The organism is Sphingomonas prati, from assembly GCF_014643515.1.
Taxonomy (GTDB): Bacteria; Pseudomonadota; Alphaproteobacteria; order Sphingomonadales; family Sphingomonadaceae; genus Sphingomonas_R; species Sphingomonas_R prati.
This window is the reverse complement of the sequence record NZ_BMJP01000006.1, coordinates 1-21,410: the sequence shown is the minus strand read 5'-3', so window position 1 is coordinate 21,410 and position 21,410 is coordinate 1. Positions and strand designations below refer to the sequence as shown.

Annotated in this window: 23 protein-coding genes; 13 read left to right on the top strand and 10 right to left on the bottom strand. The window is 69.2% G+C overall.

Features of this window, described 5'->3' with window-relative positions; translation table 11 throughout:
* The first annotated feature begins 15 nt into the window (after window positions 1-15).
* The 4 genes from IEX50_RS15530 (at window position 16) to IEX50_RS15515 (ending at window position 4,479) form a co-directional block, all read left to right on the top strand.
* Window positions 16-879: an alpha/beta fold hydrolase gene (locus IEX50_RS15530; protein WP_157177770.1), complete on the top strand. Its 864-nt coding sequence runs from the start codon at window positions 16-18 to the stop codon at window positions 877-879.
* Window positions 880-1,155: 276 nt separating this feature from the next.
* Window positions 1,156-2,286, top strand: a complete 1,131-nt coding sequence (locus tag IEX50_RS15525) for a glycosyltransferase (protein ID WP_157177771.1) — start codon at window positions 1,156-1,158, stop codon at window positions 2,284-2,286.
* Window positions 2,287-2,377: 91 nt separating this feature from the next.
* The gene (locus tag IEX50_RS15520) at window positions 2,378-3,781 is read left to right on the top strand and encodes an NAD(P)H-dependent flavin oxidoreductase (RefSeq protein ID WP_157177772.1); all 1,404 of its coding nucleotides are present in this window, start codon (window positions 2,378-2,380) and stop codon (window positions 3,779-3,781) included.
* 2 nt (window positions 3,782-3,783) lie between these two features.
* Window positions 3,784-4,479, top strand: coding sequence for a glutamine amidotransferase (locus IEX50_RS15515; RefSeq protein ID WP_229674106.1), 696 nt, complete (start codon window positions 3,784-3,786; stop codon window positions 4,477-4,479).
* Window positions 4,480-4,620: 141 nt separating this feature from the next.
* On the opposite strand, the gene IEX50_RS15510 is transcribed toward IEX50_RS15515, so the two are convergent.
* Window positions 4,621-4,908, bottom strand: a complete 288-nt coding sequence (locus IEX50_RS15510; protein WP_157177773.1) for a hypothetical protein — start codon at window positions 4,906-4,908, stop codon at window positions 4,621-4,623.
* 180 nt (window positions 4,909-5,088) lie between these two features.
* On the opposite strand from IEX50_RS15510, the gene IEX50_RS15505 reads away from it, so the two are divergent.
* Together IEX50_RS15505 and IEX50_RS15500 are read left to right on the top strand one after the other, a co-directional pair.
* On the top strand, window positions 5,089-5,571 hold the full coding sequence (locus tag IEX50_RS15505) for an SH3 domain-containing protein (RefSeq protein ID WP_157177774.1): 483 nt from the start codon (window positions 5,089-5,091) through the stop codon (window positions 5,569-5,571).
* A 15-nt stretch (window positions 5,572-5,586) separates the two neighbouring features.
* A complete protein-coding gene (locus IEX50_RS15500) occupies window positions 5,587-6,180 on the top strand; it encodes an NADPH-dependent FMN reductase (RefSeq protein ID WP_157177775.1) in 594 nt (197 codons plus the stop codon).
* A gap of 117 nt (window positions 6,181-6,297) precedes the next feature.
* On the opposite strand, the gene IEX50_RS15495 is transcribed toward IEX50_RS15500, so the two are convergent.
* The 5 genes from IEX50_RS15495 to IEX50_RS15475 form a co-directional block, all read right to left on the bottom strand.
* Window positions 6,298-7,497 carry a M20 metallopeptidase family protein gene (locus IEX50_RS15495; protein ID WP_157177776.1) on the bottom strand — a complete coding sequence of 400 codons (1,200 nt, stop codon included), beginning with the start codon at window positions 7,495-7,497 and terminating at the stop codon, window positions 6,298-6,300.
* Between the two features lie 46 nt (window positions 7,498-7,543).
* Window positions 7,544-8,593 (bottom strand): serine hydrolase domain-containing protein, encoded by a 1,050-nt coding sequence (locus IEX50_RS15490; RefSeq protein ID WP_157177777.1) that lies wholly within the window; start codon window positions 8,591-8,593, stop codon window positions 7,544-7,546.
* A 60-nt stretch (window positions 8,594-8,653) separates the two neighbouring features.
* Window positions 8,654-9,679, bottom strand: a complete 1,026-nt coding sequence (locus tag IEX50_RS15485) for a sugar kinase (RefSeq protein WP_157177778.1) — start codon at window positions 9,677-9,679, stop codon at window positions 8,654-8,656.
* A gap of 181 nt (window positions 9,680-9,860) precedes the next feature.
* Window positions 9,861-11,393 (bottom strand): 2-polyprenylphenol 6-hydroxylase, encoded by a 1,533-nt coding sequence (gene ubiB / locus IEX50_RS15480; protein WP_157177779.1) that lies wholly within the window; start codon window positions 11,391-11,393, stop codon window positions 9,861-9,863.
* A gap of 73 nt (window positions 11,394-11,466) precedes the next feature.
* Complete coding sequence (locus tag IEX50_RS15475; protein ID WP_157177780.1) at window positions 11,467-12,195, bottom strand: class I SAM-dependent methyltransferase; 729 nt, start codon at window positions 12,193-12,195, stop codon at window positions 11,467-11,469.
* A gap of 115 nt (window positions 12,196-12,310) precedes the next feature.
* On the opposite strand from IEX50_RS15475, the gene recO reads away from it, so the two are divergent.
* Together recO and leuB are read left to right on the top strand one after the other, a co-directional pair.
* Entirely contained in the window at window positions 12,311-13,042 is a 732-nt protein-coding gene (gene recO / locus IEX50_RS15470; protein WP_157177781.1) for a DNA repair protein RecO, read from the top strand.
* 37 nt (window positions 13,043-13,079) lie between these two features.
* Window positions 13,080-14,123 (top strand): 3-isopropylmalate dehydrogenase, encoded by a 1,044-nt coding sequence (gene leuB, locus IEX50_RS15465; RefSeq protein ID WP_157177782.1) that lies wholly within the window; start codon window positions 13,080-13,082, stop codon window positions 14,121-14,123.
* Between the two features lie 21 nt (window positions 14,124-14,144).
* Here leuB and IEX50_RS15460 read toward each other — a convergent pair whose 3' ends face one another.
* A complete protein-coding gene (locus IEX50_RS15460; RefSeq protein WP_157177783.1) occupies window positions 14,145-14,306 on the bottom strand; it encodes a hypothetical protein in 162 nt (53 codons plus the stop codon).
* Between the two features lie 212 nt (window positions 14,307-14,518).
* Between IEX50_RS15460 and IEX50_RS15455 the strand changes: the two genes are divergently transcribed.
* Entirely contained in the window at window positions 14,519-15,793 is a 1,275-nt protein-coding gene (locus IEX50_RS15455; RefSeq protein WP_157177784.1) for a glycosyltransferase, read from the top strand.
* A 298-nt stretch (window positions 15,794-16,091) separates the two neighbouring features.
* On the opposite strand, the gene IEX50_RS15450 is transcribed toward IEX50_RS15455, so the two are convergent.
* Window positions 16,092-16,634 (bottom strand): glutathione peroxidase, encoded by a 543-nt coding sequence (locus IEX50_RS15450; RefSeq protein ID WP_157177785.1) that lies wholly within the window; start codon window positions 16,632-16,634, stop codon window positions 16,092-16,094.
* 124 nt (window positions 16,635-16,758) lie between these two features.
* On the opposite strand from IEX50_RS15450, the gene IEX50_RS15445 reads away from it, so the two are divergent.
* The 3 genes from IEX50_RS15445 to IEX50_RS15435 are packed head-to-tail and all read left to right on the top strand — an operon-like array spanning window position 16,759 to window position 19,150.
* Complete coding sequence (locus IEX50_RS15445; protein ID WP_157177786.1) at window positions 16,759-17,973, top strand: trans-sulfuration enzyme family protein; 1,215 nt, start codon at window positions 16,759-16,761, stop codon at window positions 17,971-17,973.
* Window positions 17,970-18,368, top strand: a complete 399-nt coding sequence (gene apaG / locus IEX50_RS15440) for a Co2+/Mg2+ efflux facilitator ApaG/CorD (RefSeq protein ID WP_157177787.1) — start codon at window positions 17,970-17,972, stop codon at window positions 18,366-18,368. Before IEX50_RS15445 ends, apaG begins: the two co-directional genes overlap by 4 nt.
* Window positions 18,365-19,150 (top strand): LysR family transcriptional regulator, encoded by a 786-nt coding sequence (locus IEX50_RS15435; protein ID WP_157177788.1) that lies wholly within the window; start codon window positions 18,365-18,367, stop codon window positions 19,148-19,150. Before apaG ends, IEX50_RS15435 begins: the two co-directional genes overlap by 4 nt.
* Before the next feature lie 244 nt (window positions 19,151-19,394).
* Here IEX50_RS15435 and IEX50_RS15430 read toward each other — a convergent pair whose 3' ends face one another.
* Window positions 19,395-20,720, bottom strand: coding sequence for a serine hydrolase (locus IEX50_RS15430; protein ID WP_157177789.1), 1,326 nt, complete (start codon window positions 20,718-20,720; stop codon window positions 19,395-19,397).
* The gene (locus IEX50_RS15425; protein WP_157177790.1) at window positions 20,717-21,028 is read right to left on the bottom strand and encodes a chorismate mutase; all 312 of its coding nucleotides are present in this window, start codon (window positions 21,026-21,028) and stop codon (window positions 20,717-20,719) included. Before IEX50_RS15425 ends, IEX50_RS15430 begins: the two co-directional genes overlap by 4 nt.
* A gap of 93 nt (window positions 21,029-21,121) precedes the next feature.
* Between IEX50_RS15425 and IEX50_RS15420 the strand changes: the two genes are divergently transcribed.
* The coding region (locus tag IEX50_RS15420) for a polyprenyl synthetase family protein (protein WP_188699489.1) at window positions 21,122-21,410 on the top strand (289 nt) is incomplete at its 3' end.

Genomic DNA, 21,410 nt, shown 5'->3' with positions numbered 1-21,410 from the left:
GTGAAGGGTATCGGCATGACGGCGTGGACGGACGGATATTGGTGGTCGAAGGACGGGATCCGGCTGCATTACCGCGACTATGCCGGGGATGCGGCCAAGCCGCCGATCCTGTGCATTCCGGGGCTGACCAGAAATGCGCGCGATTTCGAGGGGTTGGCGGCGGCGCTTGCACCGGAATGGCGGGTGATTTGCGTGTCGCTGCGGGGGCGGGCGGACAGCGGTTATGCGCGCGATCCGATGAGTTATGTGCCGCTGGTTTACCTGCAGGACCTGGAGGCGCTGATCGAGACGCTGGGGTTGGAGCGGTTCGTGGCGGTGGGGACGTCGCTCGGCGGGATCCTGACGATGCTGCTCGCGGCCACCGGGGGCGGGCGGATTGCGGGTGCGGTGCTGAACGATATCGGGCCGGTGCTCGACCCGGTGGGGATGGCGCGCATCAAGGGTTATGTGGGGAAAAACAACAGCTTTCCGACGTGGCTTCATGCGGCACGTGCGATTGCGGAGACGAACGGGGCGGCGTTCCCGCGCTTCCAGATCGGCGACTGGGTGGCGATGGCGAAGCGGCTGTGCCGGCTGACGCCCGCGGGGCGGATCGTGTTCGATTACGACATGTCGATCGCCGAGCCGATGCGCGTGCCGAACGAGGGGGCACTGGATATGTGGCCGGCGTTCGCCGCGCTGAGGTCGGTGCCGCTGCTGCTGGTGCGGGGGGCTTTGTCGGATCTGCTGTCGGAGGAGACGGCGGGGGAAATGGCGGCGCGGGCGCCTTCGCTGGAGGTGGTGACCGTGCCGGAGGTGGGGCATGCGCCGACCCTGGATGAGGATGAGGCGCGGGCGGGGATACAGCGGCTTCTGGGGCGGGTTTTGGCGGCTGGTTGAATGAGACGCAGTCGTCTCAAGCCACACCCCCTCCCCCCAGCCCTCTCCCCGATGGGAGAGGGAGCTTTGTTGCTTTCTCCCTCCACCCACCGGGGGGGGGGGGGGGGGCTTGGGGTTTGGGTATCGTAGAAAGTGACGTTGTGGCGGGTCGCGACGTCGCGTTTGTGACGCCGTTGGAGTCTGCCACACCCCCCACCCAACCCTCCCCCCGGTGGGGGGAGGGCTTTGATGGCCTTCGGGCTGTGTTCTTAACTTTGGTGGGGTAGGCTTGCTCGCATGATAGCCGTTCGCATTCTTCACCTTCATTCCACCTTTTCGCTCGGCGGCAAGGAGGCCCGCGCGGTGCGGTTGATGAATGCGTTCGGGGATCACGCGAGGCATACGGTGCTGAGCGCGATGCCGGGGGAGATGGGGGCGCGGGCTGCGATCGCGCCTGACATCGAGGTCGCGTTTCCGGACGATGCACCGTCGTTGCAGGGGAAACCGGGCCCGGGTCGGTATCTGCGGCTGGCGCGGTATATGGCGGGGTTTGATCTGGTGCTCACCTATAATTGGGGGGCGATGGATGGCGTGATGGCGCGGCGGATGTACACGCTGGTGATGCGCCTGCCGCCGATCGTGCATCATGAGGACGGGTTCAACGCGGACGAGACGCATGGGCAGAAGGCCAAGCGCGTCTGGTTCCGGCGGGCGGGTTTGCCGACGGTCGCGGCGCTGGTCGTGCCGTCGCAGCGGCTGGAACGGATCGCGACCGAGGTCTGGCGACAACCGGCGGCGCGCGTGCGGCGGATCGCGAACGGGATCGCGGTGGGGGAGTATGGCGGGGCGCCGGAGCCGTTGCCCGGGTTCTTGCGGCGGCCGGGGGACGTGGTGGTCGGGACGATCGCCGGGTTGCGCGCGGTGAAGGACCTGCCGCGGCTGGTGCGGGCGGTGGCGGCGCTGCCGGGGCAGGTGCGGCTGTTGATCGTCGGCGAGGGGCCGGAGCGGGGGGCGATTCTGGCCGAGGCGGCGCGGCTTGGGATTGCCGAACGAGTGCACTTGGCGGGCTTCCATTCGCGGCCGGCGGCGGTGCTGGGACAATTTGACCTGTTCGCGCTGTCATCCGAGAGCGAGCAGTTCCCGATTTCGGTGCTGGAGGCGATGGCCGCCGGGCTCGCGGTGGTGGCACCGGCGGTGGGCGATGTGGCCGCGATGGTGTCCGTGCCGAACCGGCCGTACGTGGTGACGGAGCCCGATCCTGCCTTGGCGGAGGCTCTGGGTGCCCTCGTGGCGGACCCGGTGTTGCGGCGGGAGATTGGGCAAGCGAACCGGGCTGTGGCGGAAAAATCCTTTGACGAGAACCAGATGATTGCGGCGTATCGCGCGCTCTACGCCGGTGCGATCGGGCGGCCGGATGCGCTTGGCTGACGTTACGCCGCTTTGACGTGCTTTCCGCGCAACCCTATTATAAAGCGGCACGTATCATCAGCCGGGCATGGACCCGACCGGGAGGCTTTCGTTGTTCAAGGGTATCAAGCCGATCGTGTATGCCGGCCGCGAAGTGTGGCCGTTGATCGAGGGCGGCAAGGGCGTCGCGGTATCCAATCATCAGAGCAGCGGCGCGTGGGCGTCCGCGGGTGGAATCGGTACCGTATCGGCGGTGAATGCCGACAGCTACGACCCCGAAGGCAAGATCGTGCCGCAGGTGTATCACGCGCTGACGCGTCGCGCGCGGCACGAGGAGTTGGTGCAGTACGCGATCGACGGCGCGGTCGACCAGGTGAAGCGTGCGTACGAGATGGCCGACGGCCGCGGTGCGATCAACATTAACGTGCTGTGGGAAATGGGCGGCGCGCAGCGTGTCCTGCACGGCGTGCTGGAACGGACGAAGGGCATGGTCGCCGGCGTCACGTGCGGTGCGGGTATGCCGTACAAGCTGAGCGAGATCGCCGTGTCGTACGGCGTGCAGTATCTGCCGATCATCTCGTCCGGGCGGGCGTTCCGCGCGTTGTGGAAGCGGGCTTATTCGAAGGCGTCCGAGCATCTGGGCGCGGTGGTGTATGAGGATCCGTGGCGGGCGGGCGGGCATAACGGCCTGTCCAACGCGGAGGATCCGCTGGTACCGCAGGACCCGTTCCCGCGCGTGAAGGCGTTGCGCGATACGATGCGCGAGGGCGGAATCGCCGACAGCGTGCCGATCGTGATGGCCGGCGGCGTGTGGAATTTGAAGGAGTGGAACGACTGGATCGACAATCCGGAGCTGGGCGCGATCGCGTTCCAGTTCGGGACACGGCCGTTGCTGACGCGCGAAAGCCCGATCCCGGAGGATTGGAAGAACGCGCTGATGACATTGGAGGAGGGCGACATCCTGCTCCACAAATTCTCGCCGACGGGCTTCTATTCGTCCGCGGTTCGCAATCCCTTCCTGCGCCAGCTGGAGGCGCGGTCCGAGCGGCAGATCGCGTTCAGCGGCGAGGCGGCGGGCGACCACCAGTATCAGCTGGACGTCGGCGTGAAGGGCAAGAGTTTCTGGGTGACGCGCGGCGACCTGCTGCGCGCGCGCGAGTGGGACATGCTGGGCTTTACCTCCGCGCTCAAGACGCCGGACAACACACTGGTGTTCGTGCGGCCGGAGGAGATGCAGGTGATCCGCAAGGATCAGGCGGATTGCATGGGGTGCCTGAGCCAGTGCAGCTTCTCGTCCTGGGCAGATACCGAGGGGAACTCGACCGGGCGGCTGGCCGATCCGCGCAGTTTCTGCATCCAGAAGACGTTGCAGGACATCGCGCATGGCGGGCCGATCGAGCAGAACCTCATGTTCGCGGGGCATAGCGCATTCCGGTTCCGGCGCGATCCGTTCTACTCCAACGGGTTCGTGCCGACGACGCGGCAGCTGGTCGATCGCATCCTGACCGGCGACTGACGTTGCGCGCGCTGATCGTTCGCCACACCGATTATGAGGGTGCGGCGGGGTTCCGCCAGCCGATCGAGGCGGCGGGATACGCGTTTTCGCGGATCGACGTGCTGGACCCGGCATTCGGCGAAGCGGACTTCATGGCGCCCGATCTGCTCGTCCTGATGGGTGGGCCGATGGGGGTGTATGAGCGCGACAGGCATTCGTGGATCAACGGTGAGGTGGCGCGGATCGCGGCGCGGCTTGAGGCCAGGTTGCCGACGATCGGGATTTGTCTCGGGTCGCAGCTGATTGCGGCGGCGTTGGGGGCCGCAGTGTATCCGGGGCCGGTGCAGGAGATCGGGTTCGGGCCGGTGACGATTGGTCCGGAAGGGATGGCGAGTCCGGTGCGGCATCTGGCGGGGACGCCGGTGCTGCACTGGCATGGCGATACGTTCGATCTGCCGGAGGGGTGCGAGCTGCTGGCTTCGAGTGCGTTGTACCAGCACCAGGCGTACCGTCGGGGTAAGCGGTTGCTGGCGTTGCAATGTCATCCGGAGATGGGTGAGGATCCGCGCTTTACGCGGTGGATCGATGACGGGGCGGCGGATCTCGCGGCGGCCGGGACCGATGCGGCGACGGTTCGGGCGGACTATGCCGCTCTCGGGCCGCCGGCGGTGGCTGCGGGGCGGGCGATGCTGACGGAGTGGTTGGCGGGATTGCGTTAGGGTTTGCGGCTGTTGTCGGCCGCCTCGGCTACGCTAGACGGGTCCCGCGACTTCGCTCGGGAAAAGCGGTCTTTAAAGTTCTCCGGACACAAAAAAAGGGCGCGTATCCGGGTGGATACGCGCCCTTTCCGTTACCGCGGCTTAGCGGTAGGTGCGGCGACCGCGCTTGTCGAGCGAGTAGCGGCGACCGCGGCTGTCGCGGTAGGAACGCTTGTTCTTGGTCAGCGCGGTGACGGCGGCGCCGCCAGCGGCACCGATCAGCGCGCCGTTGCCGACGGACAGGCCGGGAATGACTGCACCGGCAACCGCCCCACCGGCGCCGCCGATCGCGCCACCCTTGAGCAGCTCGCCTGCGCTCTGCGCATAGACCGGCGATGCCAGACCCAGTGCCATTGCGGCCGCGCCAGCAACATATTTCGCAATCTTCATGATTCTTCCCTCTCGTTTTCGAAACACGGACGATCAACGGAACAAAAGCGAGGCGGTTCCTTCATCTGGCGTTCAGCAAATTGTTCCGTTCGGTTACGATATGGTCATCCCGTCGGCGGCGTTGCGGAGCGCGGCGGTCGGCGGGTAAGGCTCCGTGCGACGGCGGTGCGAGGACGGATGATGCGGACGCGATTGGCAATGATGGGCGCGGTGGTCGCGCTGGCGATGGGATCGACCGGGGTGGCGCAGGCGCCGCGGCCGCTGCCTTACTGGGCGTCGCTGACCGCCGGGGACGCGCTGATGCGGACCGGGCCGGGGCGGGAATATCCGGCGACGTGGCGGTATCGGCGGGTCGGCCTGCCGCTGAAGGTGCTGGCGGTGCACGAAAGCTGGCGCAAGGTGCGCGAGCCGGACGGGACCGAGGGCTGGATGGCGTCGGTGCTGCTCACCGAACGGCGGACCGGCATGGTGCAGGGCGACGCGGTGGCGTTGCGCGAAAAGCCGGCGACCAACGCGGCGGTGCGGTTTCGCGCGGCGCCGGGCGTGGTCGGCAAGATCGCGCAGTGCCGCGCGGGTTGGTGCCATTTCGACGTCGCCGGCAAGGACGGGTTCGTCGAGGCGAGCCGGTTGTGGGGCGTCGAGCTGGGCGAGGTCGTCGAGTGATTTGAGGAGGGTCTGATGGCTGATCGGATACTGGTGTTCTACGGGTCGTACCGATCGGACCGGATGGGCATCCGGTTGGTGAACTACATCATGGCGGGCCTGCGGGCGCGCGGGGCCGCGCCGGAGCTGATCGATGCGAAGGCGGTCGGGCTGCCGATGCTGGACCGGATGTACAAGGAGCATGCCGCCGGGACCGCTCCGCAAGCAATGGAGACGCTGGCGGGCAAGATCCGCGAGGCGGACGCGTATCTGTTCGTGGTGGGCGAGTATAACTGGAACGTGCAGGCGGGGCTGAAGAACCTGATCGACCATTATCTGGAGGAATGGGCGTGGCGGCCGGGGGCGATCGCGAGCTATTCCGCGGGGCGGGTCGCGGGGGCGCGGGCTAACTTGGCATGGCACGGGATCCTGCCGGAACTCGGCATCGCGGTGGTGCCGCGGACGCTGACCGTCGGGTCGATCGGTGATGCTCTGAACGCGGACGGGGTGCCGACCGGGGCGGGGGGTGCTGCGCTGGAGAAGGCGTTTCCGCGGTTTGCGGAGGATCTGGCCTGGTGGACTGCGGCGACGCGGGAGGCTCGGGCGCGGGGGGTGCCTGGTTCGTCCTGACATCGTTGCGTCATGCTTCGCCCCGTTTGGTTCGAGCCTGTCGAGAACTCTGCGCGGGGTTCTCGACGGGCTCGAACCAAACGGATCAGTGAATTGATCCCGCCGACGCGGTCAGGCTCAGCCTAAACCGGTCTCCAGAAACCGTTCCGCGATCGCGCAATGCAGCGCCACGCCCTGCGCCATGACGGCTTCGTCGATGGTCATGCGGGTGTTGTGGAGCGGGGGGTTGGTGGCGGGGTCGGTGCCGGGCAGGGCGGCGCCGAGGAAGGCCATGGCACCGGGGACGGCCTGCAGCACGTAGGAGAAGTCCTCCGCGCCCATCATCGGGGCGGGCATCGGCTGCCAGGTGTCGGGGCCGCCGAGGCTGTCGGCGCAGGTGCGGACGAGGTCGGTCGCGCGCGGATCGCAGACGGTGACCGGGTAGCCGGGGTCGATTACGACCTCCGCGGTGCAGCCGTGGGCGGCGGCGACATGTTCGGCGATCCGTCGGAACCCGGCGCGGGCGGCGGCGCGGGTGTCCTCCGACAGGGTGCGCAGCGTGCCGAGCAGTTCGACCGTGTCGGGCACTATGTTGTGCGCGGACCCGGCGTTGATCTTGGTGATCGACAGGACGGCCGGGTCGCCGACGGGGATGCGGCGCGCGATGAAGCCTTGCAGCGCCAGCACGACCTCGCACGCGACGGGGACCGGATCGATGCAGTCGTGCGGCATCGCGGCGTGGCCGCCCGCGCCGCGGATCGTGAGGTGGAGCGTGTCGGTGGACGCCATCAGCGTGCCGGGGCGGCCGACGACCTTCCCCGAGGGCATGTTGGGCGAGACGTGGAGCGCGAAGGCGGCATCGGGGCGGGCGACGTCGATCAGCCCGTCGGCGATCATGTGGCGTGCGCCGTGATGCCCTTCCTCGCCCGGCTGGAACATGAAGACGACCGTGCCGGCGAGCTCCGCGCGGCGGGCGGACAGCGCGCGGGCGGCGCCGACGAGCATCGCACTGTGCGTATCGTGGCCGCAGGCGTGCATCCGGCCGGGGATGGTCGAGGCGAACGGCAGGCCGGTTTCCTCCGTCATCGGTAGCGCGTCCATGTCGCCGCGGAGCAGGACGGTGCGGCCATTGTCGGCGCCGCGCAGGATGGCGACGAAGCCGGTGGTGGACGGCCCCGAGTGGATTTCGAGCGGCAGGCCGACGAGCGCGGCCTTGAGCTTCTCCGTGGTGCGCGGGCAGTCGAGGCCGGTTTCGGGCTCGGCATGGATCGCGCGGCGAAGCGGCACGATCGCGTCCATTTCGGCGAGGCCGGCGGCGGTCCAGTCGGTGTCGGTCATGGTGCGAGTCCTCTTTGCCCCGAGTTTAGCGCGGCGTGCGGGAATGTCATGAGGCGCCGGTCTCGGCCGCAGGGATGATGTTGTCGGCGAGCAGGGTGTTGAGCGCGGGCACGTGGCTTTCGGCGCGGGGGTGGGGGCTGGGGTCCGACGTCATGACGACGGTGAGTGCGAGATCGGGCACGATATAGACCATCTGGCCGCCATAGCCCCAGGCGAAGTGGACGGGGTGGCCGCGGGCGGTGGTGGAGAACCAGCCATAGCCATAGGGGTTGCCGCTCCACGGTGAGGTGGTGCGCGGGCGCCAGCTTTGCGCGACCCAGCCGGCGGGCAGGATGCGGCGGCCGCGCGCGACGCCGTCGTTGCGGTAGAGTTCGCCGAACGCGGCCAGCGCGCGCGGTGACATCAGCATGTCGTTGCCGCCGAAATAGATGCCTTGCCCGTCGCGTGGCCAGGGCGGGATCTGGATGCCGAGCGGCGTGGCCAGCCAGTCCTGCGCCAGCGCGTGCGTGCTGCGGCCGGACGCTCGGGTGAGCATGGCGGACAGGATGTGCGAGTTGCCGGTGGAATAGAGCATCGCGCCGCCGGGTTCGGCGACGAACGGGCGGGACAGCGCGAACCGGACCCAGTTGGGGCTAGCGACCCAGCGGCCGTAATTTTCGCCCGAGGTGCGTTCGAGCCCGGACTGCATCGAGAGCAGGTTGCCGACCGTGATGTGGAGCAGGCGCGGGTCGGGGTTGGCGGGCATGTCGGCGCGCAGCACGCTGGCGACGGTCTGGTCCGTGCCGGTCAGGACGCCGCGCTGGATGGCGATGCCGGCGAGCGCGGAGAGGACGGTCTTGGACGCGGACTTGACCGAGACGGGCTGGTCGAGCGGCGGGCCGGTGAAGCGCTGGGCGACGACCTCCCGCCCGTCGCGGAGGATGAGCAGCGTGCGGAGCCGGGGGAGGCGGGCGGCGGTGGCGAGGGTTTCGCGGACACGGGCGGGGTCGAGGCCGGTGGTGGGTTTGGTGCTAACTATCGCTTGGGGGGCGGGTTCGGCCGGGGCCTGTGTGCAGGCAATGAGGAGGAGGGCGGACAGGGGGGCGAGCGGGTGCATATTCCAGAGATAAGGTCTGGGGGGCGGGATTGCGCGTCTGCCCCCCCTCGATCTGGCAACTCAGCGGCGGACGTCGAGGCCGCCGGCGAGGAAGGCGTCGATGTCGGACTGGCCGAATAGGCTGGCGTCGCCGGGCAGCGAATGTTTGAGGCAGGCGAGCGCGAGGCCGGTGGCAACGGTGCGTTCCTCGTCGAGGCCGGAGAGCAGGCCGTGGAGGATGCCGGCCGCGAACGCATCGCCGCCGCCGATCCGGTCGACAATGCCGCCGACGACGACTTCCTCTGTCTGCCAATCGCGTTCCGGCGTGTCGATCCGTGCGGACAGCCGGTGGCGGTCGGCATCGTCGACGTGGCGCGCGGTCGATGCGATCCAGCGGAGGTTGGGGAAGGCGGCGAACCCGGCCTCCGCGGCGTGGCGGCGGCGGTCGGTGCCGTCGCCGTCGAACGGCCGGTCGAGCAGCAGCGCCATGTCGCGGTGGTTGCCGAAGAACAGGTCGGCCGAGGCGACCAGTTCGGTCAGGATCGCGCGGGGGTCGCTGTCCCACGCCTCCCACAGCCGGGCGCGGTAGTTGCCGTCGAAGCTGATCCGGACGCCGGCGGCTTTCGCTGCGGCCACGGCGCGGAGCGCGGCCTGCGCAGGGACGGGGCCGAGCGCGGGGGTGATGCCGGATAGATGGAGCCAGTCGACGTCGGCAAGGGCGGCGGTCCAGTCGATCGCGTCGGCGGCGGCGAGTGCGAAGGCGCTGTAGGCGCGGTCGTAGACGATGTCTGAGGCGCGTAAGCCCGCGCCGGGGGTGAGGAAATAGAGCCCCATCCGGCCGGGCGCGGTGGCGAGGCCCGACACGTCGACGCCGTGGCCGCGCAGTTCGCGGGTTGCCGCCGCGCCGAGCGGGTTGGCGGGCATGATGCCGACCATGCGGGCGTGATGGCCGAGGCAGGCGAGGCCGGTCGCGACGTTCGCTTCCGCGCCGCCGACGCAGACGTCGAGCCGGGCGCTTTGCATGAGAAGCTCGCGGCCGGGGGCGGTCATGCGGAGCATGATCTCGCCGAAGCAGGCGATGCGGCCGGTTTGCTTGGGGGGTTCCATCATCGTCTCCTGGCTTGCGGCAGCGCTCGGGGCGGCAGCTTTGGGGCGGGGGTGTAGGCGATGTGGGGGGAGGGTTCGACCGGTTTCTGGGTGAGTTGAGGGTGTTCCGGGTTGGTCTTCGCGCCTCCGTCTGGGCCCCGGCCTTCGCCGGGGAACTGTTCGGGGGTCGGCTAGGCGATGGTCAGTTGATCAGCTCGACCAGTGCAGCGCCCAAGCCGCCGGCGAGGAGGGCCACCAGCGCGTAGCGCCAGCCGCCGCCGATGCGAACGACCTCGACGGCGCGCAGGGGGGGCAGAGGTGGCGCCGCGCCTTCGGGGGGGAAGCGGGCTTCGATGCGGCGGACGAGTTCGGGGATGGCGGCGAGCGTCTTGAAGTCCGCGGTGAGGCGGTTGGCGACGAATGCCTCGGGGCCGAGTTCGGAGCGGAGCCAGTCCTTCACGAACGGGCCGGCGGACTCCCACATGTTGATGTCCGGATCGAGCGCCGTCGCGACACCTTCGACCATGACCATCGTCTTTTGCAGGAGCAGCAGGTGCGGCTGCGTCTGCATGTCGAAATCGCGAGTGATCGCGAACAGGCCGTCGAGCATCTGCCCGACCGACATGTCCTTGACCGACCGCCCGCGCATGGGTTCGCCGACTGCCCGGAGCGCGGTGGCGAATTCCTCCAGATCGTGATGCGCGGGCACGTACTGCGCCTCGAAATGGATCTCCGCCACGCGGCGGTAATTGCCGGTGATGAGGCCGTAGAGGATCTCCGCCAGCCACATCCGCGCGCGGCGGTCGATGCGGCCCATGATGCCGAAATCGATCACGGCGAGCCCGCCGTCATGCGTGACGAACAGGTTGCCCTGGTGCATGTCGGCGTGGAAGAAACCCTCCGCGATCGCCTGGCGCAGGAAGGCGCGGAGCAGGACTTGCGCCAGATGCGCGGGATCGTGGCCGGCGGCGACGATCGCGGCGCGGTTCGACAGTTTGATCCCGTCGATCCATTCGAGCGTCATGACCTTGCCCGAGGTGCGCTGCCAATCGATCGTCGGCACCTTGAAATCGGGTTCGGCGGCCATCCGCTCGCCGAGTTCGGAGGCGGAGGCGGCCTCGCGTCGCAGGTCCAGTTCGCGTGCGGTCCAGCGCTTGAAGGTGGCGATCGTCAGGCGCGGGCGGAGCCGGGCGAGTTCGCCGCCCATCGCCTCGACCTGCGCCGCGGCCCATTCGTAGGTTTCGATGGCGCGCGCGAATTCCGCCTCGACGCCGGGGCGCAGGACCTTAATCGCGACGGTGCGGCCGTCGGTGGTGACCGCGCGGTGGACCTGCGCGATCGAGGCGGCGCCGACCGGCACGGGATCGATCGAGGTGAAGAGCGTGGAGAGCGGCTTGGCGAAGCTGGCGACGATCTGCGCCTCAATCACCGAGAAGGGGAGCGGGGGGAGCGCATCCTGGAGACGGGTCAGGTCGCGCGCAGCGTCCTCGCCGACCAGATCGGGACGGGTGGCAAGCGTCTGGCCGAGCTTGATCGCGGCGGGGCCGATCGCCTCCAGCGCGTCGGCATAGGCCGGCACCTTCGGCACGCGCGCGCCGATGCGGGCGATGCGCGCGAGGCGGCGGACCATCGGCGGGGTGAGCGGGTCGCGCTCGATCCCTCTCAGCGCGCCGTGGCGGGCGAGCGTGCGGCCCCATTTGAGCAGGCGGTAGAGATGGACGGCGGGCACGGTCATGCGGTGCGCGGCTCCGCATGGATTCGAGCGTGGTGGACCCCCGCCGGTGCGGGGGTACGGACGAGGGTCATCGTCAGATCTTCCAGCCGCTGTGGATCGCGACGAGGCCGCCCATGATCGGTTCGACCGACGTGCGGACGAAGCCGGCGTCGTCGATCATCGCCTTGAACGTCGGCATGTCGGGGAAGCGGCGGATCGACTCGATCAGGTATCGGTAGCTCGCCTCGTCATTGGCGAGGAGCTTGCCGAGTTGCGGCACCATCTTGTGCGAATAGGCGTCGTAGACCTTGCCGAAGCCGGGCCAGACGGTGGTCGAGAATTCGAGCACGAAGAACCGCCCGCCGCGGACCAGGACGCGGTGCGCCTCCTTCAGCGCCGCCGGGATATCGGTGACGTTCCGGATGCCGAACGCGATGGTGTAGGCATCGAAATGGCGGTCGGGGAAGACGAGCGTTTCGGCATTCGCCTCGGTCCAGACGAGGCCGTCGATGCGGCGCTTCACGGCGCGGTCCATGCCGACGGCGAGCATCGCTGCGTTGATGTCGGCGACCGTAACCTGCGCGCCCGAAGCGGCCATGCGGAACGCGATGTCGCCGGTGCCGCCGGCCATGTCGAGGATGCGTTCGCCGGCGCGCGGCTTCACCCGGCGGACGAAGCGGTCCTTCCACAACCGGTGCATGCCGCCGGACATGGCGTCGTTCATCAGGTCGTATTTCGCGGCGACGTTCTTGAACACGTCGCCCACGCGGGCGGTCTTTTCGGACGGATCGATGTCGGCATAGCCGAAGGGGACGGTTTCCATGGAGTTACGCATAGCGGAGCCGGCGGGCGGGGCATAGCGGGACATTCTGTCTTGGGGGCTTGGGGTTCGGGCCGGGGGGCTTTCTTGTTGTCCGGGCTGTGCCATATCTTCGCCCATGCATCTTTCCACCGAAGCGATCGTGTGCGGCGTGATCCAGCATGGGGAGACGGGAACGGTGGCGCGGTTGCTGACGCCGGCGGACGGGATGCAGCCGGGATATGTGCGCGGCGGGCGATCGCGGCGGTTGCGGCCGGTGCTGGTGCCGGGGAATGTCGTGCGGGCGGAATATCGCGCGCGGGCCGATACGCAGCTGGCGGCGCTGACCGTGGAGCTGGTGACGAGCCGCGCGCCGTTGCTGGCCGAACCGGCCGCCGCCGCGGCGATCGAGTGGGCGACCGCGCTGGCGGCGACCGCATTGCCTGAGGCGCAGGCCTATCCGCGGGTGCATGCCGCACTCGACGGGACGTTGCGGGCGATCGAGAGTGCGCCGTCGGCGCGCGTCTGGGCCGCGGCGCTTGTGCGGTACGAGTTGCTGCTGCTGGCGGAGCTGGGGTTCGGGCTGGACCTGTCGGCGTGCGTGGCGACGGGGGTGCGGGAGGATCTGGGGTATGTCAGCCCGAAGAGCGGTGCCGCGGTGTCGCGGGCGGCGGGGGCGGACTATGCGGATCGACTGTTGCGGTTGCCGGCTTTTCTGGCGGACGGCGCGGCGGCGGACTGGGATGCGATCGGCGACGGGTTCCGGCTGACCGGGCATTTCCTGGCGCGCGACCTGCTGACCGAGCGACGCGCCAGGGTGCTGCCGGCGCGCGAGCGGTTGATCACGAGGTTGCAGCGCGCCGCGACCTGACGCAGAGGGAGCCGCGAACCAAGAACGGAGACCGCCCATGTTGATCGCTTTGCTGCCGGGAGACGGGATCGGGCCGGAAGTCGTCGCGCAGGCGCGGCGCGTGCTGGATGCGGTGTGCGGGGATGCGCTGTCTTACGAGACGGCGGCGGTCGGTGGCGCCGCGTATCACGCGACGGGCCATCCGTTGCCGCCCGAGACGCTGGCGCTGGCCGAGCGCGCCGATGCGGTGCTGTTCGGCGCGGTGGGCGATCCGACATGCGACGCGCTGGAGCGCGCGCTGCGGCCGGAGCAGGCGATCCTGGGGCTGCGCAAGGCGCTCGGCCTGTTCGCCAATCTGCGGCCGGCGCGGCTGTTTCCGGAGCTGGCGGACGAGTCCGCGCTGCGGCCCGAGATCGCGCGGGCGATCGACATGGTGATCGTGCGCGAGCTGAACGGCGACGTGTATTTCGGCGAGAAGGGCATGCGCCGCACCGCGACCGGGCGGCGCGAGGGCTATGACGTGATGTCGTACGACGAGGACCAGGTCGCGCGGATCGCGCATGTCGGTTTTCGCACCGCGATGGGGCGCGACCGCCGGCTGTGCTCGGTCGACAAGGCCAATGTGCTGGAGACGTCGCAGCTGTGGCGCGACGTGGTGATCGAGGTGTCGGCCGAATATCCCGACGTCGCGCTGGAGCATATGTATGTCGACAACGCCGCGATGCAGCTGGTGCGCGCGCCGGGGCGGTTCGATGTGATCGTGACGGGCAATCTGTTCGGCGACATCCTGTCCGATCAGGCGTCGATGTGCGCGGGATCGATCGGGATGCTGCCGTCCGCGTCGCTGAACGAAAGCGGCAAGGGGCTGTACGAGCCGATCCACGGGTCCGCGCCGGACATTGCGGGGCAGGGCAAGGCAAACCCGCTGGCGACGATCCTGTCGGCCGCGATGATGCTGCGCCACTCGCTCGGCCGGCCGGACGACGCGGACCGTATCGAGACCGCGGTGGCGAAGGCGCTGGCCGGCGGTGCGCGGTCGCCGGACCTGGGTGGCGCGATGACCACGGACGCGATGGGGGACGCGGTGCTGGCGGCTTTGTAGGCCGCCAGCACTGGGTTTGACTTAACGGTTGCAGTTGCCCGCGCTGTCCTTGGAACGGCACTGGTTGCAGAGTTCGCCCGTGGTCGGCTTGCCGGACTGTTCGACGACATTCGTGGTCGGCCAGAGGGTGCAGTTCCGACAGAAGTGCCAGGTGTCGCTGGTCTTGTTGCGGCGATATGCCATGTCTCGATCCTTCCGATGAGTAGGACGTTACTTTCGGTTAAGATCGATGGTGAATGAAGGCGGAGTCCGCTCCGATACGGAGCGACTCCGTAGGTTTGATGTCCGGTTTGAACCGATTGTTGTGATTCACTGGCGAGGTTAAGGGTCGCTGTGCCCGTCGAGCCCCGGCGTAACTGTCTCGCGCCTGCAATAGCGGTAGGCTAGCGGTTGGTATGGCCCGGATCGTTCTTGTTACTATCGGCTCGCTGGGCGACCTGCATCCGTTCATCGCGATCGGGCGGGCGCTGGTTGCGCAGGGCCACGGGGTCGTGTTGGCCGTTCCGGAAGACGGGGTGGCGAAGGTGCGCGGGGCGGGGCTCGATGCTGCGGGCATCCTGCCGGGTTATCGTGCGATCTGCGCGCGGGTCGGGTTGAGTGCGGAGGCGGTTGCCGCGCGGATCTTGGACGATCCGAACTATGTGATCGACGAAATCCTGATGCCGACGTTGCAGTCCAGCACGGCGGCGCTGGATGCGTTGGCGGTGGGTGCCGACGTGATCGCCGGATCGATCTTCGCGCTGTCGGCCGGGATCGTCGCGGAGAAGCGCGGGCTGCCGCTGGCGAGCGTCGTGCTGCAACCGATGACGCTGTTTTCCGCGTGGCGACCGCCGGCGGCGCCGCGGTTTGCGATGATGCGGCACGATCCGCGCAGCGTGATCGGGCGCGGCTGGAACCGGGCGTTCTTCGCGCTGGCGCGGATTGCGCTGCGTCGGCGGCATGGCGCGCGGATCGATGCGGTGCGGGCCGAGCATGGTCTGGGGCCGGCGGCGGGTGCGCCGATGCTGGATCATGGCGCGGCGACGAAGGCGGTGCTGTGCTGCTGGTCGTCCGCGCTGGGGATGTTGCCGCCGGATGCACCTGCGTGCGCGGCGCTGGTCGGCTTTCCGTTCTTCGACAGCGAGAGCGGGGGCACGGAGGAATTGGCGCCCGAGATCGAGGCGTTCCTGCGCGACGGGGATGCGCCGATCGTATTTACGCTGGGGTCGTTCGCGGTGGCGGCGCCGGGGGGCTTCTATGAGCGGGCCGCCGAGATCAGTCGGGCATTAGGGCGCCGCGCGTTGTTGCTGACCGGGCAGGCGGGGGCGGCGCGGCGCGAGGGGAATTGCCTGTTCGTCGGGTATGCGGCGCATTCGGCGGTGTTTCCGCGGGCGTCGATCGTGGTGCATCATGGCGGGGCCGGGACGACGGGGCAGGCCTTGCGCGCCGGCCGACCGCAGGTGATCGTGCCGCATTTCGGCGATCAGCATGACAATGCGGCGCGGGTGGTGGCCGCCGGGTTGGGTCGCACGATCGGGCGCGGGCAGTTCGATCTTGCACGCGGCAAGGCGGTGATCGCGGGCGTGCTGGCGGATCGGAAGATGGCGACGCGTGCCGAATGGGTCGCGCGCCATCAGGTCGGCGACGATGGGGCGGCGGAAGCGGCGCGGCGGATCGTGGCTTTGGTGTGAGCGTGGATCGGGGCCGCGGCGGGGCTCGGTCGCGATGGACGTGGTCGGTTCGTCCGGCTGTCGCGATTCAACGCGTCTGGGGTCAGGTTTTGAGAACGTAGCCAGGTAAGTCGGATTGCGGCCGGCACGAGATGGTCCGGCGCGGGCGAACTCCTGCATTGCGACGCGGATCGCATGGTCGACACGTGCCGATGACGGGGCTCGCGAACGTTGTTGCGGTTCGTCTCATGGTGAGCCCCCGCGTCGGCTGTCCGTGTGTCATCGCGTCTGGTGTTTCCGACCTGACGCGATGCACCGCTCACTCGCTTGCGAACAACTCGCGTTCGACGGCCAGGACCAGCGCGTCGGCGTCGGGGGTGGTGTCGGGGGTGAAGCGGGCGACGACCTGGGCGTCGCGGCCGATGAGGAACTTTTCGAAGTTCCAGAGGACGGCGGACGGGTCGGTCGGGGCGCGGCTGCCGAGCTTGTCGCGCATCGCGGTACCGCCGGTGGCGGTCGGTTCGGCTTCGGTCAGTGCGCGGTAGAGCGGGTGGGCGTTTTCGCCGGTGACCGGGGTCTTGGCGAACATCGGGAAGGTGGCGCCGGTGCCTTTGACGAACGCGGCGATCTCTTCGTCCGTGCCGGGTTCCTGGCCGGCGAAATCGTTGGACGGGAAGCCGAGGACGGCGAACCCTTCGTCCTTGTACTTGGCATAAAGCGCCTCCAGCCCGTCATACTGGTTCGTCAGGCCGCATTTCGACGCGACGTTGACGACCAGCAGGACCTGGCCGGCATAGTCGGCGAGCGTGGCGTCGGCGCCGTCGATGGTCTTGAGCGGGATGTCGGTGAGCGCGGTCGGCATGGGGGGCACCTGTGCTGTTTCGTTCGGGCAGGGGTATCGCCTGTCTCTGATGCGGGCAACCGGCCGGCGGCGGTGCTGTTCCATGCACTTGCACGCCATCGCCGGCACGGGCAAAGCAGCGCGCATGAAAAGGCATACCGGGCAGGACCGCAGCATCACCGACAACTGGCGCCCCGCGACGCAGGCGGTGCGTGGTGGGACGGCGCGATCGGAATATGGCGAGACGTCGGAGGCGCTGTTCCTGACGTCGGGCTATGCGTACGACAAGGCATCCGACGCCGCGGCGCGGTTTGCGGGCGAGCAGGTCGGCATGACCTATTCCCGGCTGCAGAACCCCACGGTCGAGATGCTGGAACAGCGCATCGCGTTGATGGAGGGTGCGGAGGCCGCGCGCTGCATGGCGAGCGGCATGGCGGCGATGACCGCGGCGTTGCTGAGCCAGGTGCAGGCGGGCGACCATGTGGTGGCGGGGCGCGCGGCGTTCGGATCGTGCCGTTGGCTGACCGACACGTTGCTGCCGAAATTCGGCGTGGCGACGACGATCGTCGACGGGACCGACACGCAGGCCTGGGCCGATGCGGCGCGGCCGGAGACCAAGCTGTTCTTCTTCGAAACGCCGGCCAACCCGACGCTGGACATCGTCGACCTGGCCGCGGTGTGCGGGATCGCGCGGGAACGCGGGATCACGAGCGTGGTGGACAATGCGTTCGCGACGCCGCTGTTGCAACGGCCGATGGATTATGGCGCGGACGTGGTGGCGTATAGCGCGACCAAGATGATGGACGGGCAGGGCCGCGTGCTGGCCGGCGCGGTGTGCGGGACCGCGGAGTTCATCGACAAGACGCTGCTGCCGTTCGTGCGCAACACCGGGCCGACATTGTCCGCGTTCAATGCGTGGGTGGTGCTGAAGGGGCTGGAGACGCTCGACCTGCGGATCAATAGGCAGAGCGAGAACGCGCTGAAGGTCGCGCAGTTTCTCGAAGCCCGCGTGCCGCGCATCCTGTATCCGAACCTGCAGAGCCATCCGCAGCACGACCTGGCGATGCGACAGATGTCGGCCGGCGGCACGATCCTGTCGCTGTTCGTCGATGGCGGGCGGACCCAGGCCCATGCGTTGCTCGATGCGCTGGAGCTGGTCGATATCAGCAACAATATCGGCGATTCGCGGTCGCTGATGACGCATCCGGCGTCGACCACCCATGCCGGGCTGTCGGAGCAAGTCCGCACCGAGATGGGCGTGACCGAGGGGATGCTGCGGCTGAACATCGGGCTGGAGGATCCGCTCGACGTGATCGACGATCTGGACCGGGCGCTGACCGCGGCGGGGTTGCCGGCATGAAGGCGCTGTTCCCCTATGCGGCGACGACGCGCGATTGCGTCGTGCGGGTGTCGGTGAGTTATCTACCCGAGCAGTCCGATCCGGCGAAGGGACGGTGGTTCTGGGCCTATCACATCCGGCTGGAGAATGAGGGCAAGCATGCGTTGCAGTTGCTGACCCGCCACTGGATCATCACCGACGGGCGCGGCGCGCGACATGAAGTGCGCGGCGACGGCGTGGTGGGCGAACAGCCGCTGATCGAGCCGGGCCGGACGTTCGACTATGTCTCCGGATGCCCGCTCCAGACGCCGAGCGGCGCGATGGAGGGGAGTTTGCACATGCTGGGCGCGGACGGGACGGCGTTCGATGCGACCATCCCGCGCTTCCAGCTGATCGCGCCGGCGGTGGCGCGTTGAAGCGGACGCATCTGCCGCTGAACGCGCTGCGCGTGCTCGACGCAGCGGCGCGGCATCTGAGCTTCACGCGTGCGGCGGACGAGCTGGCGGTGACACCGGCGGCGGTGGGGCAGCAGGTCCGCGCGCTGGAGGATACGCTGGGCGTCGTGCTGTTCCGGCGGACGGCGAAGGGGCTGGAGCTGACACCCGAGGCGGCGGCCGGGCTGGGTGCGCTGCGCGACGGGTTTTTGCAGTTCGAGGAGGCGGTGCGCGCGATCCAGTCGGGGCAGACGTCCAAGACGCTGACCATCGCGGCGCCGCGCGACCTGACCGCGCGCTGGCTGGGCGCGCGGCTGGCCGCGTATGGCCGGACCGATCCGGAGCTGCGCTTCGTCCTGATCGCGAGCGACGAGGAACTCGATTTCACGCAGGCGAACCTGGATCTGGCGATCCGGCTGGCGGACGGGCCGGGCGAGCATGAAGGCGCGGCGCTGGGCGATGCCGGGTTCGTGACGGTGGCGATGCCGGACGCGCCGGACCGGACGATCGCGTGGCCGGGCCATGCCGGCGACGGCGCGGTCGACGGCGCGGTGGTGACGGTGGCGGATGCTGGGTTGGCGATCGATGCGGCCGCGCAGGGCTTCGGCCGCGCGACGGTGCCCGCACTGCTGGCGGCGGGCGATATCGCGCCGCTGGTGGTGCAGGGGCAGGTGCCCTCGCTGCTCGGCTACTGGCTGATCGCGCCGGTGCCGCAGTGGCGGCAGCGCAAGGTGAAGGCCTTGGTGGGGGCTTTGCTGGGCTGACGACGGTTGGTGGCCGGCGCTGCGTGACCACGCGTTGTTCCTATTCTCGGCCGTCATCCCGGCGCAGGCCTGGATCTCCACTGGGGTAGGGGTGAGAGCTTCGACGAAGGGAGATCCCGGCTTTAGCCGGGACGATGGTTTGGGGAGGGTGATATCCCTCAGTTTGGCTCAGTTCACCGGCGCCGGCGGGTTGTAGAACTGCGCTACCTGCGACCGCATAAGGCGCGCAGTCACACGCCCAAGGTCACGGCGCCCCTTCCCCAACAAGTTGTACAACGCGCGTGACGATCGCGACCAGTCGCCGTTCCGCGAGCGTCGCGGTGGGGTCGTTCCAGCTGGCGCTGACCGCGTACCAAGTGCCGCCGCGGGTGCGGAGCAGGTAGCTCATCGCCAAGACGCCGGCCTCCGACCCGCCCTTGTAGCCGACATAACCGAATGCCGGGTCCGTCCCGGGCAGGCCGGGGCTGATCGCCAGCAGCGTCAGCGCGGTGGCGGCAGCGGCGCCGTCCGGCTTCGCGGCGCCGCGGCGGAACCAGTCGAGCGCGTTGACGATGGCGTTCGGGCTGGCGAACCATTCGATCGTGTCGATGTGGTGCGGGCGGGTTTCGAGCGCGGCATAGTCAATCGCGGTGCGTGGGCTGGCGGCGATCGGGCCGGCGAGCATTGCGCGGCGGGCGGCCGGGGTAGCGCGGGCATAGTTGTCCGCGGGGGTACCGCCGGCGGTGCCCTTCAGCGTCGCCATTTCGAGCGTGGTCAGGAACGGGTCGTTGCCGGGGAGGGCTGGCCAGCCGAGCGCGGGGCGCATCGCGGTGATCCGGTCGCGGCCGAGCAGCGCGATCAGCGTGTCCGTCGCGCTGTTGTCGCTGCGCGAGATCATGAGCGCGGCGAGGCTGTGGAGCGTCAGCGGGGCGCGGTCGGGCCAGTCCTGCAGGATGCCGCTCGGCACGGAGCGGTTGGTGAGCGGCGCGACGTCGGTCCAGCGCCGTTCACCCGCGTCGATCGCGCGAACCAGTTCGGCGAGGACGAGCAGCTTGAAGGTGGAGCCGACCGCCTGCGCACGGTCCGGGTTCGCGCCGACGATCGTGACCGGGCGGTCGCCGCCGAGCCGTGCGACGGACAGCGCGGTGGTGCCGGGGAGCGCCTTCAACGCGGTGACGGCGGCGGCGAGCGTGGGCAGGCGGGCGCTGGCCGCGGTCAGCGTGAGGCCGGCAATGCGCCCGGGCGGGGCGGGGTCGAGCGTCATGACGGCCGAGGCGGTGGCGCGTTCCTGGACGATGGTCAGCGCGTAGCGGTTGGTGCCGGCCGGGGTGACGCTGCCGATGCGGAGCGCGCGGCCGCCCTCGTTGACGATCTGCGCGGCGAGCGAGCGGAGTTGCGCGGCGGGCACGTCGGCGAGGAAGGTCGGCGTGAAGCTGTCGACGAGGCGGCCGCCGCCGTTGAGGATCGCGATGAGGTCGTTGGCGCGGGTCGCGGCCGCCTGGTCCGCCGGGGCTGCATGCGCCGGCGCGGCGATCTGGACGATGGCGAGTGCGGGCGCGAGGGCGAGCAGGGCAGGGTGCGGTCGGTTCACCCCTGCACGCGTTCATGATGGCGAATGACCTCGCCGATGATGAAGCGGAGGAAGGCCTCGCTGAAGTCCGGGTCGAGGTCCGCGGTCTTGGCAAGCGCGCGGAGCCTTTCAATCTGGCGGGTCTCGCGGCCGGGGTCGGCGGGGGGCAGGCCAGTCGCCGCCTTATGCGCGCCGACGGCCTTGGTGACCTTGAACCGTTCGGCGAGGAGGAAGACGAGCGCGGCGTCGATATTGTCGATGCTCTGGCGGTAGTTGCCGAGGACCGGGTCTGGGGCGGCGTCCGCTGCGGTGTTCGGCGTATCGGGCATGCTGTGTCTCCTCGGGCACGCCCTTATTGCGGGTGGCGACGGGGCTGCCAAGCGGCCTTGCACTTGTAAGGAACGCAGGCCACTTGGGATCGCATGACAGCGACCTTGATCCCGATCCGGCAAGGCCGGCCGCCGAGCCTCGATGCGCTGATGGCGCTGGTGGCGAGCGACATGCACGCGGTGAACCGCGTGATCCTGGACCGGATGCAGTCGCAGGTGCCGCTGATCCCGGAGCTGGCGGGCCATCTGATCGCCGGCGGGGGCAAGCGGATGCGGCCGATGCTGACCCTGGCGTGTGCGCGGCTGCTCGAATATCCCGGCACGCGGCATCACATGCTGGCGGCGGCGGTGGAGTTCATCCACACCGCGACGCTGCTGCACG